Origin of the sequence: Bacillus sp. P14.5 (assembly GCF_003316765.1) — a bacterium.
Taxonomy (GTDB): Bacteria; Bacillota; Bacilli; order Bacillales; family Bacillaceae_B; genus Rossellomorea.
Genome location: NZ_NIJF01000116.1, coordinates 186,702 through 200,186, shown reverse-complemented (window position 1 = coordinate 200,186; position 13,485 = coordinate 186,702). Strand labels below are relative to the sequence as shown.

General features: G+C 43.8%; 13 protein-coding genes and 4 pseudogenes. 1 reads left to right on the top strand and 16 read right to left on the bottom strand.

Annotated elements, in window-relative coordinates; translation table 11 throughout:
- Positions 1-537: 537 nt before the first annotated feature.
- The 13 genes and pseudogenes from B9Z54_RS26830 to B9Z54_RS23330 all read right to left on the bottom strand — a co-directional run bounded on the left by B9Z54_RS26830 (position 538) and on the right by B9Z54_RS23330 (position 10,085).
- Positions 538-768, bottom strand: a complete 231-nt coding sequence (locus tag B9Z54_RS26830) for a flagellin (protein ID WP_275887842.1) — start codon at positions 766-768, stop codon at positions 538-540.
- 235 nt (positions 769-1,003) lie between these two features.
- Positions 1,004-1,147: pseudogene (locus tag B9Z54_RS26825) on the bottom strand (flagellin); the annotation flags it as partial.
- Between the two features lie 981 nt (positions 1,148-2,128).
- Positions 2,129-2,485, bottom strand: a pseudogene (locus B9Z54_RS26820) (flagellin N-terminal helical domain-containing protein); the annotation flags it as partial.
- 145 nt (positions 2,486-2,630) lie between these two features.
- Positions 2,631-2,852 (bottom strand): carbon storage regulator CsrA, encoded by a 222-nt coding sequence (csrA, locus tag B9Z54_RS23375; protein WP_113930734.1) that lies wholly within the window; start codon positions 2,850-2,852, stop codon positions 2,631-2,633.
- 4 nt (positions 2,853-2,856) lie between these two features.
- Complete coding sequence (gene fliW / locus B9Z54_RS23370; RefSeq protein WP_113930733.1) at positions 2,857-3,300, bottom strand: flagellar assembly protein FliW; 444 nt, start codon at positions 3,298-3,300, stop codon at positions 2,857-2,859.
- A gap of 17 nt (positions 3,301-3,317) precedes the next feature.
- Positions 3,318-3,908 carry a DUF6470 family protein gene (locus B9Z54_RS23365; protein WP_113930732.1) on the bottom strand — a complete coding sequence of 197 codons (591 nt, stop codon included), beginning with the start codon at positions 3,906-3,908 and terminating at the stop codon, positions 3,318-3,320.
- Between the two features lie 75 nt (positions 3,909-3,983).
- Complete coding sequence (flgL, locus tag B9Z54_RS23360; RefSeq protein WP_113930731.1) at positions 3,984-4,889, bottom strand: flagellar hook-associated protein FlgL; 906 nt, start codon at positions 4,887-4,889, stop codon at positions 3,984-3,986.
- 15 nt (positions 4,890-4,904) lie between these two features.
- Positions 4,905-6,509 (bottom strand): flagellar hook-associated protein FlgK, encoded by a 1,605-nt coding sequence (gene flgK / locus B9Z54_RS23355; RefSeq protein ID WP_113930730.1) that lies wholly within the window; start codon positions 6,507-6,509, stop codon positions 4,905-4,907.
- A 33-nt stretch (positions 6,510-6,542) separates the two neighbouring features.
- Positions 6,543-6,893: pseudogene (locus B9Z54_RS23350) on the bottom strand (flagellar protein FlgN); the annotation flags it as partial.
- Positions 6,894-7,051: 158 nt separating this feature from the next.
- Positions 7,052-7,315 (bottom strand): flagellar biosynthesis anti-sigma factor FlgM, encoded by a 264-nt coding sequence (gene flgM, locus B9Z54_RS23345; protein ID WP_113930728.1) that lies wholly within the window; start codon positions 7,313-7,315, stop codon positions 7,052-7,054.
- 98 nt (positions 7,316-7,413) lie between these two features.
- Positions 7,414-7,818, bottom strand: a complete 405-nt coding sequence (locus B9Z54_RS23340; RefSeq protein WP_113930727.1) for a TIGR03826 family flagellar region protein — start codon at positions 7,816-7,818, stop codon at positions 7,414-7,416.
- A 69-nt stretch (positions 7,819-7,887) separates the two neighbouring features.
- Complete coding sequence (locus B9Z54_RS23335; RefSeq protein ID WP_113930726.1) at positions 7,888-8,598, bottom strand: ComF family protein; 711 nt, start codon at positions 8,596-8,598, stop codon at positions 7,888-7,890.
- A complete protein-coding gene (locus B9Z54_RS23330; RefSeq protein ID WP_113930725.1) occupies positions 8,595-10,085 on the bottom strand; it encodes an ATP-dependent helicase ComFA in 1,491 nt (496 codons plus the stop codon). Before B9Z54_RS23330 ends, B9Z54_RS23335 begins: the two co-directional genes overlap by 4 nt.
- 441 nt (positions 10,086-10,526) lie before the next feature.
- On the opposite strand from B9Z54_RS23330, the gene B9Z54_RS23325 reads away from it, so the two are divergent.
- Entirely contained in the window at positions 10,527-10,802 is a 276-nt protein-coding gene (locus B9Z54_RS23325; RefSeq protein ID WP_162785340.1) for a hypothetical protein, read from the top strand.
- Positions 10,803-10,866: 64 nt separating this feature from the next.
- On the opposite strand, the gene B9Z54_RS23320 is transcribed toward B9Z54_RS23325, so the two are convergent.
- The 3 genes and pseudogenes from B9Z54_RS23320 to B9Z54_RS26810 all read right to left on the bottom strand — a co-directional run.
- Positions 10,867-11,712 carry a DegV family protein gene (locus tag B9Z54_RS23320; RefSeq protein WP_113930839.1) on the bottom strand — a complete coding sequence of 282 codons (846 nt, stop codon included), beginning with the start codon at positions 11,710-11,712 and terminating at the stop codon, positions 10,867-10,869.
- Positions 11,713-11,946: 234 nt separating this feature from the next.
- Positions 11,947-12,765, bottom strand: coding sequence for a methyl-accepting chemotaxis protein (locus tag B9Z54_RS26815; protein ID WP_481747823.1), 819 nt, complete (start codon positions 12,763-12,765; stop codon positions 11,947-11,949).
- Positions 12,766-12,888: 123 nt separating this feature from the next.
- A pseudogene (locus B9Z54_RS26810) lies at positions 12,889-13,122 on the bottom strand (HAMP domain-containing protein); the annotation flags it as partial.
- Between the last annotated feature and the right edge of the window lie 363 nt (positions 13,123-13,485).

Below are 13,485 nucleotides of genomic sequence, written 5' to 3'. Positions count from 1 at the left end.
AACCAAACTGTCTTGAATTATAACAAAAAAGCAAGCCTTATGGAGGCGGTCTTTAAAATTCATAAAACAAATTTTCGGAAAGAAAATTAGCGCTTCTGGATTTCTTTGATGGTAAAGTTTCAGTAGAGGCTGGAGAATTCCCACGGTGTTTCCAGTATTATTTTTCTGATTCATACAGCTCCATGATAAGAAAAAAAAATCTTGCGAACTGCCTCTATCGGTAGGTGCAAAGAGATAAACTATTTACTCACCACAGGAGATATCGATTTCTCCTGCCTTCCAATTTTATAAAGCTTTAAGGTCGTTAACAAAGTTAAAGGAAATGCATCAATAAAATAGTGCTCTTTTCTTTGAATATAGTAAATAGACAAACCCCTATCAATTTCGCATTAGTCAGAACCATTTATTATTGGATAGGCTTAAGAAGGAAACTGGGTTAAACTTCAGTATACTTGCCAGCCTATGCTTTATTTTGGAGCTTCATTAATAGAAAAAGAGACCCTAGTGAAACTAGAGTCTCCAGAAACTTCATAGTAATTAACGAAGAAGTTGAAGTACACCTTGTGGGTTTTGGTTCGCTTTTGCAAGCATAGCTTGAGAAGCTTGAGCAAGGATACTTTCTTTTGTTTGGTTCATCATTTCTTTCGCCATCGTGCGAACATTTACTTTCATAAATGACCAGACTATATCTTCACCCTCCAGATTGGTAGGGGCCGGGCACTTCGGATTCACAATGCTGATGTACATTGTTTTACCTACGGATTTCATCACCATAGCTTTCGCCTTAGATGGTCTATCCTAGTCGTTGAACCTTCTCCACTCTTTCGAGACAGGAGCTTGGCTGCTGATTGCCCAATCTTTTCTTTTTTCAAGCCCTCACGTCTACTGTTTCCAGTTGCGTTGTGGCAAGAAAAGCTTCAGGGGTTTCCAGCAATTCACCCGATAATGATCTCTGACCGTTACCAGCCAGGACGACTGTGCTCGTTGCTGTTTAGGCAGCTAGAGCATAATCTACGTCACGGATACGTGATTCCGCAGCAGTTAGGTTTTCAGAAGATGTTCCTAAGTTGTTGATTGTGTGCTCTAGGCGGTTTTGGTAAGCACCTAATTTTGATCGTTCTGCTGATACAGTTTCAATAGCTTCATTTATCTCAGTAATAGCGGAATCAGCTGCAGATTGAGAAGAAATATCTATACCTCCAGCAACACTTGCATCTGCTGTCTTTGAACCACTATTAAAGGTAGCTGAGGTAGAAGTATTAGTTGTTACTGACATAGTGAGTCCATCTCCTGATTGATCTAAATCAGATAAATCCGCCCCACTTGTCATACTTATTGACAAACCACCCCAGTCTGAATCACTACCTGTAGAAAATGTTGTAGCAGTTTCATCAGTAATCGAGAATGTTTTGGAAGCTGATCCATCAGATACAGTAATTGCCTTTCCAGCCGTAGTCCCTGTAGAAGTTTCAGTACTATCAAAACCAAATACTCCTTCTACTGTTGACGCACTTGCACCGTTAATCGCAATACTTACTGTACCACCATCAATTGTTTTGTCTTCAATGGTAAGTTTCCCTGATCCATTATCTGAGATAGTAGCTACTGTGCTAAGTTTATTTCCCGAACCATCTACTGCATTTCCTAAAAACGCAACAGTATCTCCAATAGCATCATGTCCAGAAGCATTATCCCATGCTTTTAAAGCAGTTTCATTTAGAGTATAATCAGTACCATCTACTGAAATAACAATTTCGTTATCACCATCGGAAAGAGCAGCTAAGTCTGCAGAGGTAAACGAGCCAGTAGCGGTTATCTTTGCAGCTTGATCAGTTGTGGACGCATAATCAAAAGTAATATTAGCTGAATCTATTACTTTCGATCCTACCGTATCCCCAATTGTCACACTGCCAATATCTGCACCACTTTTCACCGTTGCTGTTGCTTCGGTTGTATCTCGCGTAACACCTAAAGATTTTGCATCCATAGCTTTAATTTCTAAAGATAGGTTTTGACCATTATTTGCACCGATTTGAAACACTGCAGATTTTTCACCATTATCACTCACAGCACCATTTAAAAGTGATTTTGTATTAAATTCTGTGTTATTAGAAATACGCGTGATTTCTCCAGCTAGCTGGTCAACTTCCTTTTGAAGTTCATCACGATCTGCATCGGTGTTAGTATCGTTTGAAGATTGGACTGCTAACTCACGCATACGTTGTAAAATATCGTGAGTTTCATTTAAAGCACCTTCAGCTGTTTGAATAAAAGAAATACCATCTTGAGCATTTCGAGATGCTTGATCTAAACCACGAATCTGACCTCGCATTTTTTCAGATATCGCAAGACCTGCTGCATCGTCTCCTGCACGATTGATTCGTAGTCCCGAAGACAATTTTTCCATTGATTTTGATGCGCCTTCATTAGCACCGTTCAACTGACGATATGTGTTCAACGCCGCAATATTATGATTAATTCTCATTGTATAATTTCCTCCTTGAATATAGAGTCCACATCCTTGTGAACTACTTTGTTTTAGAGAGTAAAAGGTCGGCCGCCCTTTCTTTCTCTTTACATTGTTTATATCGTCAGGAGGAGTCTGGTTTTAATAGTTTTTGAAAATATTTTTATTGTTTTTTTGAAAGAAGTGAAAGTAGGTTGTCGACACCTAGTGATGCTTCTGCGTTTTCCTCCTGGATAGAAAGGTAGATTTCTTTTCGGTGGATGTCGATATGTTTGGGAGCTTCAATGCCTAGCTTGATTTGATCGCCCTTCATATTAAGTACAGTAATTTCGATGTCATCACCTATTTTAATGGCTTCTCCAGTTTTCCTTGTCAGTACAAGCATCGTCTCACCCCTTCACCGGTTGTTTTGTTGTGAAGATGAAATGCTTTGTTTTGTAATCTGTTTCATTAAGGATGACTTGCTTTCCTTTATAATTTTCTGTATTTAAAATCAATGGAGCCTGCAGGTTTGCCGTTGTTTCTGTTATAGGATCTTTTACAGTTAAGATGGACAGGACCTTCACATTCTTTTCTTCCTTCAAATTAAGAAGTTCCAGGGTGGAGTTACTTATTGTAAAGTCATAGTCTGTGAAAAATTGAAAAGGGTCACTGACAACAAAGCCAAGTTCTCCAGTTTTAATAGATTGTAAAACTGAAAAACCATCTATTTGTGGCAGAGGCAGGAGCACGAATTGTTTTTCTTCCAGAAAGCCAGGAATTCCTCCTTCAAAATTCCATATATCTTCTTGGCTTATGTTTATATCGCCATGATACTTCGTTAAAATCTTCATATCTCACAATCCTTCTATTAGATTTCTTGTTCGTAATTGATGCCGACAAATTTTAATCCGTCAAAATCTATATCCAATGTTTGATGCTGTTTCAAGTTGACCTCTACCTGGGAACGCTCAAATTCAATAACTGGTTTTTGAATTCTTGTATTATTAATAACTTCTTGAGGATGGGCATTAATTTTTACGGAAGCTGGGTCGTATTGAATCTTGACGCTTCCATGTCTGGGTATCCAGCCAATATTAAACTCATATATCGGCGGTTCTCCGTTTCGTTTGGCTTGGGAGGCAATCGCTCCACCGCCGTTTTCAATCATCATCAGTTCGTCGCCATCCTGGGCGGCTGATCCTGTTGCTTCCAGTGCAGTCTGCTGGCCTTCCTGAGCATTTTCTGCTGCCATTCGAAACACACTTTTGATATTCATGTCTGCCCATGCTTCTGTTTGGTCGATCGTTAATCTGCCGGGTGTCGTTTCTATGTCCATTATAGCTTTTGGCTGCTGGATATCAAGCTCTGCCGGAGGCTGTTGAATTTCCATTCTGCCTGGGGTAGTTTGGATAGTAATGCTTGCGGGTGAGGACTGCAAGCGGATTTGCGGAAAGTTCATAACTTCACCTCCAAAATAAAAAGGACTGATCCCAAGGTGACAGTACACCTTAAAGGGTCAGTCCCTCAGCGTGATTTATCTTAAGAAATCCATTAATGTAGGCTGGATAATTCTTGCACCGACTCCAAGTGCTGCTCTGTGGACACTTTCCTGGGTTTTCAGATCAGTGATTACCCGCTCGATGTCTGCGTCTTCATTGTCGGACAAGACTCGGCTTGCGGTGATTTCCTGCTGCATCAGGCGGTCATCCACCATTTCCAGTCGGTTGTATCGCGCCCCCAGTTCAGAACGTTCAGCAGAAAGATTGTCCATAACCCCATCCAGATTTCCAAGTTCCTCATCTAGGGTTGAAGTGTCACCGCTCTCCAAAGCCTTTTGAATATTGTGTACTGTATCAAACATGTCCTGGCTGAACACATTGTTCGGGTTCACGTTTGCTTTTAGAGATACACCGCGTGAGACTTCAATATGGTAGCTATCGATAGCACCGTCGGCAAGATTGGTTGCTACCTGAGGAGCGGTTTCGCCTCCAGTTCCTTTGTCAGCAATTGGTGACCTGCTGACATCCGTTCCGTGGAAGATGTAACGTCCTGCAACTTGAGTATCAGCTGTACTCACAAGGTCTTGCTTGATTTGCTCGATCTCTTTGGCAACCGCTTTTCGGTCTTCTGGGCTCAGTGAGTCATTTTTACCTTGAATCGTCAATTCCCGGACACGCTGCAAGCCTTGATTCGCTTGATCGATGCCGGCTTCCGAGTTTTCCATCCAGAGGTACAGCTCGGATAGGTTTCGTTTGTACTGCTCAATCCCTGTGAGGTTGGAGCGGTAAAACATCCCTTTCATCGCAACGACCGGGTCGTCAGACGGATTTGTGATTTTTTTTCCTGTTGCGAGCTGGTCCTGCAGCTTGCCCATCCTGTTATAGGATGAGCTCATATTTCTCATAGAGTTAGAGGTCAGCATACTTTGTGTGACACGCATGTTAGTTCACCATCCTTATCTTCCTACGGTTCCCATACCGTTGATGATTTTGTCGAGCATTTCGTCCTGCATTGTGATCATCCTTGCCGAGGCGTTGTAAGCATGCTGGAACTTGATCATGTTGGTCATTTCTTCATCCAGCGAAACGCCGCTGACAGACATTCTTCTTTCTTCTACTGCCTGCCTGAGAGTGTCGCTGTTTTGGGTGAGGCGGACTGCTTCCTGTGAAGTAACGGCCATTTCACCGATGACACCTTCGTAGTAGTTGCGGAAGTCTGCTTTCTCGCCGCTTCCTGTTTTATATTCAAAGGCGGTGTTGATTACATCTGCAAGTTTTAACACAACAGAAGAGTCACCGGCAGTTGCGTTAGCAGGGTCTGTTCCGTCCGCAGAAGCAATATGGTCAAGGTCATTCTGGACGACTTTTGAGATTCCGATTCTGCTGGCAAAGCCTTCCCTTGCACCGAGATGGTTTGTCAGAGGGTCTTCTTCATTTGCTAGAGGCTCACCGTTCGTGCCTTGCTTCGGATCTACAAAGAAAACATTCTTCACGTTTTCTTCCTCTTCAATTTCGTTGATTCCCATTCCGTCAGCATGAATTTCGTTAAATTCTTTTGCGAAAGTGTAAGCAAGATTGTCCAGTTCGGAAAGCATATCTGTATAGACGCCTTTTGTCTCACCTTGTGAGGAATCCTGATAACCGTACATTTCCATTAGACCTTTCAGTTTCCCTTGAGAAGTGAATTTTTCCGGACTGACTTCCATTGTGCCTACCTTCACTTTACTGATAGTTCCATTCGGGCCTTCCGCTTCCAGTTTAAGGGTATTGGCACCGCCCGCTCCGACGAGGACAGCAGATGAGGAGCCGTTTTCACTCATCAGTTTTACAGTCGCCTGTCCATCTGCAATATCAAGAGATCCGCCGCCGCTGGATTTGTATGTAACCTGGATATCGACAATCTTTGAAAGCTCATCAATTAAGCGATCGCGTTCATCGTATAAATCATTCGGGAGATAGCCGTGCGGTTCGACATCTCCGATTCTTTTGTTGAGATTATCAATTTGCCTTGTCATCGAGTTGATTTGGTTTTCTGTCACATCTATCTCGTTTTTCAAATCTGTCCTGATGCTTGATAGAGATGAAGAAACATAGTTGAAGGTTTCAGCCACTGCGACACCACGCTGGCGCACAACAGAACGCGCACCGGAATTGGTTGGGTTGACGGCGAGATCTTGAAGCGACTGCCAGAACATATCCATCGTTTTGGACAAGCCGGAATCCGATGGTTCGTTCATGACTTCTTCCATCTTCTTCATCGCTTCCATTTTAGTATCCCAATATCCCAGTTTGTTGTTTTCTCCGCGGTACTGTACATCCAGGAACTTTTCGCGGACACGCTGAATAGAACCAGCTTCTACCCCTGTTCCCATCTGACCCGGGATTTGCGGTCGGTTGATGGCAGGTGAAGGATAAGGTTCGGTTTGCTCGAAGTTTACTCTCTGGCGTGTGAATCCCGGTGTATTGGCGTTGGAAATATTATGTCCTGTAGTGTGCAGAGCCCCCTGCTGGGTGTACATCCCCCGCTTGGCGGTCTCAAGCCCCATAAAAGTGGAACGCATGGTGTGGCCTCCGTTTCAAATCTTTTTCTCTCATTATGCTTTGGAATCAAACATGGGTTTTCCGGCAGCCTGTCCTTTGTTCCCGGCAGGACGGCTGTAGTTGGTCTGATCGGACTGCGGCTGCAGCATGGACAGGTTCATGTTGACAAACTGAAGAGATTGATAGACAAGCTTTTGGTTCAGTTCATTTTGTTCTTTCAGTTTCACTGTCAAGTCCAGAAGTTCTCTCTTCTTTTCGCTGAACTCTTTTTGTTGAGCTTCTTCAGCGTATTCAATGACCTGTGCCAGGCTTGGGGACTCCGTGTGGATTCCTTTTTGCAGAAGAAATGCCGCCGCAAGCTTCTGGCGCTGAATCTCCAGTGTGTTGATTGCCGAAATATGATTTTGTTCTTTTTTATAAAATCATTTAAGGCTTCCGTATCGCCCTTTTTGATGAAGTCTGTTTTTTCCAAGGAGAGGTCATACAGGCTGCGGTGTAAGGTGTATATCTTTTCTAATGTGCTTAAAAGCTGTTCTGCTTGCATGGCACTCTCTCCTCTTCATTAATTTTTGTAAAAATTGATCAGCCCTTTAGCAATCTTTTGCGGGTCTGGTTTGTAGTTGCCGTTTTCGACACTGATTTTCAGTTCCTCCACCTTCGCTTGTCTTTCTTTCACAAGTTTAGATGTTCCCTGCATTTCCTTGGCAGCAGAAGAGATTTCAATCTTGTCAGCTTTTTGAAGGTTTGTTTTAGCTGCTTGATCGACTTTATTCATCTGGCGCTTATAAGGGTTGATTCCTGAATTATTTATATTGTTTATTTTCATTAGGCATCCCTCGCTTTCTGTTTTCCGCTCGAGTCTTCTATTCATTATATCGGACGGAGCCGGTATTTGTTTAGCGTTTACACTGTGGGTGTTTCTTCCTATTTTGAATAGTAGGTAGAGTGCTCTTGTACCTTTTTCTTTTCTTGGAATGCATCCTCGGCAGCAAGCTTCTTTAAATCCTGTGTCAGATTACTTGTACAGTGGTCACAAAGCTTCGCCTTCGGTATAATCTTCCCGCAATTATCGCATGGATAACCCATATTAGGAAAATGAGCCGGCTGTAATCGTTTCTTTCGTACCCATTTATGAATTAATTTCTCTCTAACCCCAGTGACTTCTACTACACGTTCGATTGAAGCTGCGCGGTTTTCACGCTTTCTTAGGAACGCATAGACCTCTTCAAACTTTTTCTCTTCTTCTCTATAGCATTTATCGCATGTATCCTTGAACATATTTTTCACATAAAGTCCATTGCATTCCGGACAGTTCAATAGTTCTGACATAGCACTTTCACCTCTCGTAGTTGCTCTCTTTTCTTTATATCGGCAGGGCGGCGGGACTGTTTAGCTTTATCAGCCCCTTGCGAGAGTCAGGGAGCACACTTGCTTTGCCCCGGCCCGTTTTAAGCATTGTGCAGCGTGGCGGAGGGTGGCGCCTGTGGTGTAGATGTCGTCGATGAGGAGGATGGATTGGTTGGTGATGTCGGGTTGATCGGGAGACAGGGCGAAAACAGTTTCGCTGTGGATACGTTCCTGCCGGGATTTTTTGGATTGTTTTTCGGAGTGTTCGCGGATGAGCAGGTGCTGGGTTTGGAGGCCGGCTACGCTTGCCAGTGCTTCTGCCTGGTTGAAGCCTCGTTCTTGGAGACGTTCGGCGCTTAGCGGGATTGGGACGATTAAATTGGTGTTCATTGTTGAGGCGGCTTCTCCGATGCTTGCCGAGAATGCTTTTGCCAGGATATAGTCGCCGCGGTATTTGAATTTTGCCAGGTATCCTTTTAGGTATTCATTATAGAGGAAAAGCGAGGTGTTTTTCGTTAGGCTCTCTGCCCATTTGGGATCCTGCTCCCACCTCAGGCAGTCCAGGCAGGTGCCTTCTTTTATGTGTTGAGGTTCTAAAAGAGAGAGCGGACGGGAGCAGATGCCGCATCTCTCTCCGGTTATGAATTGAAGCTGTGACTCACATTTTCCGCAGAGCCAGCGTTCTTTTGGTGTGAACAAAAACGAATTCCATGATACGGGGTAATCGATTTCGCTGTGGCAGTCGAGGCAATGGGTATTCATCCGTCTAACAGCCCCCTTTTTGTTCCTTGTCGGTTCATTTCTTTTATATGCTGTACTGATTTAATCATGGAATGGGTTTTTCCATAGTGAAAGAACGTGATGTCACCGGTTGGGTGCTGTGCGCTTCTGCCGACACGGCCGGCGATTTGGACGAGTGCGCTTTCTGTGAAGATTTCTTCTTCGGCTCCCATGACGGCGACATCGATATTCGGGATGGTCACTCCTCTTTCCAGAATGGTAGTGGTCAGCAGAATCGGAATCTCACCGTCTCTCATTTGTTGTACTTTTTCTTTTCGCTCGGGGTCTTCTGCGTGTACTGACAGGATATCGGGGTGTATCTTTTGAAAAAGAGGAAGTGCTTTTTCCATTGCTTTGACCGATGGCAGGAAGATGAGCGATTTTTTGTTTGTTTTGATTCTGTTTTCTGTCCAGAGTTTGATAGGAGTTGCGAGGTGTCCTTTTTTCAGTGTGGCTTTCCAGTTGCCTCCCCATTTTAGTGCCGGTACGGGAAGCGGGTGTCTGTGGTATCTTGCCGGGATAGTGACGTGGTTTCTTTTTCCCTGGCGGCATTCTCTTTGGAGAGTCTTATTTGGAGTGGCGGTAAGGTAGATGAGGGATGACGGTTGTTTTCGTGCTTTTCCGACAGCGAATTGCAGGGTTTTATCGAAGGAGTAAGGAAAGGCATCGACTTCATCGACTATTATGGTGTCGAAGGCTTCTTTATACCGGTAGAGCTGGTGGGTGGTTGCGAGGACGAGCTGGGAATACTTGTGCCGGTCTTCGCTTCCTCCATAGAGGGCGATGGAATTCGCTCCGGGAAACACTTTTTGCAGGCGTGGTGCGAGTTCGAGGATAACATCGGTTCTTGGTGTGGCGATGCAGACTCTTTTTCCTTGTTTTAATGCATGGTGGATGCCGTGGAACAGCACTTCTGTTTTACCAGCGCCGCATACCGCCCATACCAGGAGGTCTGTGTTTGTTTCTATGGATTTCACCACTTGGTCTGATGCGGTTTGCTGTCCTTGTGAAAGGGTTCCTTTCCATTGAAGAGAGTCGATGGTGGTGTGCTGAGAGGGTCCTGTCCACTCGATAAGCGGGGTGCACTGGGAGACCCTTCCCATCATGATGCATTTCCGGCAGTAGGTGCACTCCTCTTTGCAGCGGGAGCAGGGAAAGCTGGCGAATAGGGATTGATCCTGGTTGCCGCAGCGATTGCATTGTGGTCTGGTTTTTACAAGATGGATTCCTTTTGAATAAGAGATGTGGCCGTTTTTGTAGTGGTTATGGATTTCTTCGATTTTGTGGGGAATTTCGTCTGGGAGTAGGGCTTTTCCTTCTAAGAGGGATTGAAGCTCGGAGTTGAATGTGAAAGATTGGTTAGTCGGCGGTTTTGGTAGATTTTCGGGCAATTTAGATATCCGTTGAGAAGGTTTGTTCTTTGCGAGGGATTCGGGTGTTAATACTTCATTATCATAGTGAAATCTCAAGGGGATCACTCCTTTCTCTTTTATTATTCTCTTCTGTGAGAGAGATTCCTGCAATTCTACATAGTCCTAACAACATTATGTGTTAAGCCAGAAGTTATTGATAATATTGAAACTACTATCCTCTTATAATCGTCTAAAATTGAATGGCTAAATTACTCTTATTTATAGACCTTTTTTAAAAGTTATTGTTCTTAATTACGGTTTCACCATGTTACCATTTATGTAAGGGGATTGGAGCGGATGGCGTGCGACCTCCTGCGGGACCAGCGGGACAGGTGAGATCCCGCAGGCAAAGCCGAGGAGGCTCAACGTCCGCCCCGCGGAGTCGCACGCCTGGAGCGGAAATCCTTCTTTTTTTACATCCACAATATTATTAGAGTATTGTCTAAAAATATAACAGAAGTTTAAGTGATAATAACGGGCAGCAAGGAGAGGATCATGGTGACAGGCCAAACAATCGTAACCATTATATATTTGGCAGTTTCATTGATTTGGTTAGCCACAAAAGGACGAACATTAATTGAAAGGAATAGTGGATATCTAATTCCCATAATGGTGTTTGGAATTGGGTCCGGAATGCTGATTCTTGGAACAAATTATTCACGGGGCTGGGCAGGAATTGGGGCTATGACTTACGGATTGCTTGTTACAGGAATAAGTCTAATTATCTTTTTGATTGTTTTTATCTTTGAGGAGGTAAAGAGGCGTAAAGGCTGATGAGGTATACATAATGGATTAATCTAAAAAGAAGCATTGCATAATCGCAACGCTTCTTTTTAGGTTACATCCTTCTAGACCAGCCCATCCCCATTGACCCTTCTCCAAGGTGGGTTCCGATGACGGGGCCGAAGTAGCTGATAGAGAACTCAACGTCAGGGTACTGCTGCTGCAGCTCGTCCTTCCATTGGTGCGCTTCTTCTTCTCGGTTTGCATGGATGATGACAGCCTGCAAGGGATAGCCTTTTTCGACTTCTTTTCCAAGCATGTCAACGATTCTTTTCATCGCCTTTTTGCGTGTGCGGATCTTTTCGAATGGCACGATGACTTTGTCCTGGAAATGAAGCAGCGGTTTGACTTGCAGCAGGCTGCCGATGATGGCCTGTGCAGCAGATAACCTTCCACCGCGCTGCAGGTGTGCCAAGTCGTCGACCATGAAATAGGCGTGAACGGTGGTCTTCATTTCATTCAGCTTTTCTATGATATTTTCCGCGGGCATTCCTTCCGCTGCCAGCTGGGAAGCATAGATCGGGTAAAATCCTTGAATCATACAGCTGATTTCTGAATCGAACGGATAAACTTTTATCCCTTCAACCATATCGCCTGCCTGGATTGCACCTTGGTACGTTCCGCTGATGCCGCTTGAAAGATGTATGGAAATGACGGCATCATAATCTTTCGCCAGGTCTTCGTACAGCTCGACAAAACTTCCAAGCGAAGGCTGTGAAGTGGTCGGCAGCTTTTCTTCGTTCCTGACTTCTTCATAAAAGTCGCTTGCTGAAATATCAATTTCTTCGCGGTATGTTTCGCCGCCGAGAATCACACTCAGCGGGATCATGTTAATATTATATCGGTCACGCAATTCTTTGGGGATGTAGGCGGTACTATCCGTAACAATTGCAGTTTTCATTAAATTACCTGCCTTAACTTTTATTTTATCGGCCATGCCGATAACTTGTCTTCCTTCAACCTATGTATAAAATTCATTTTATATGAAAAGGGAATGGATTGCATTACTATCTTTAAAAAACCTCTTTACCGCTCTAAAGCAGTAAAAGGGACATTCCCCTTTCGCACGGTGAAGCGGTGAAGAGAATACAAAAAGAGAGCCTTCAATTCCCAGGCCCATCCCTTCGATCTTCTATTAGATTTTAAATTTTTGTACTCTGTCCTCCAGTTCTTTCGCCAATTTGGACAGTTCTTCTGCGTTTCTGTTCACATCTTCCATGACTATAGAAGATTGTTGTACTGTTGCAGCTGTTTCTTCAATCCCGGCCGCTGATTCTTCAGAAATGGAGGATATGTATTCTATCGCTTCCTTCATTTGAAAATTTTGTTCTGTGACGGTCATAAGGTTTTTCGTTATAACCCTGATATTTTCATCCATCGCGGTAATGGATTTGCCAAGATCCGCGAAGTTTTCCTGAGTTTTTTCAACCGTCTTGGTTCCGCTTCTTACCTGTTGATAATCCTGATGAAGAGATGACACAATCTCTTTCGTTTCTTGTTGAATTCCATCTACAATATGAGTGATTTCAACCAAAGATTGAGAAACTTCTTCAGCAAGCCTTCTCACTTCTGCTGCCACGACAGCAAAGCCTCTTCCGCTTTCTCCAGCTCTTGCTGCTTCAATGGCTGCATTCAGTGCAAGAAGATTGGTTTGTTCGGATATGCCCTGAATGACTTTGACGAAGTGTGAGATTTGTTCTGTTTTAATATTAAGAGAATCCAATTTTTCCACAGAAGCTCGAACTCCCCGGTAGATGGTTTTCATTTGCTGAACGGATTCAGCCATGAGTTCATAGCCTTGAGTTGATTGTTCTGCCACTCTATCCGAGGCACTGCTGACCCTTTTTCCTAATTCATTCGTTTCCCCGATTGCTTGAGATAGCATCAGCATTCTTTCACTCAGATCATTGGTTGACAGCACCTGTCCGTCCACGCCGCCAGAAAGCTCGTTCATCGTGGCCGCCACCTGTTTGCTGCCTTCCTTTACTTCAGAAGAAAAATGAGATAAATCATTGCTTTTTTCAGTGACAGTGTGGGAAACTCTCCGGATATCAGACGCCATTGACCGCAGGCTGTTTTTCATAGAATTGACGGAAATGCCCAGCTGCCCAATCTCATCCCTTCCTTGATAGCTAAGATCAACGGCCTGAAGGTTTCCTTCTGCAATTGTATTGGATGCTTCCACTACTTTTCTTAAACTTTTGGAAACAAAACGATTGATCAGAAGTGTGAGCGTTATACCTGTAAAAATGGAAACGGCCACAGAAAGGAACAGAATTTTTTTGCTGGTTCCAATGTTTGCAAAAGTCATGGAAATGGCTTTTTCTTTACTCTCTTCAGCTGTCTCTTTTAAAAGCTGCAGTTTCTCGAGTGAGTATTGCCTTTGGATGTCTATTTTCTTCAGCACCGCATTAATGGCAATCGTCTTTTCAGAATTCACTGCGGGAATGAGCTCCTCATAAAAAAGGGCATTCAGTTCCTTATCGCTTTTGGTCACTTCATGAAAAAGCTGCTTCTCCTCAGCGCTTTTCATTTCCCCTGATATCTGCTCTTCAAGTTGATTGAATTCTTTCTCCCGTTCTTCATACTCTTCAATCAGGCTGGAATCCGGGTCTCTGGCATAATCCAGGAAGCGGATGGTCTTAGAACGGTAAAGACTTCCCATTTCCGTCAT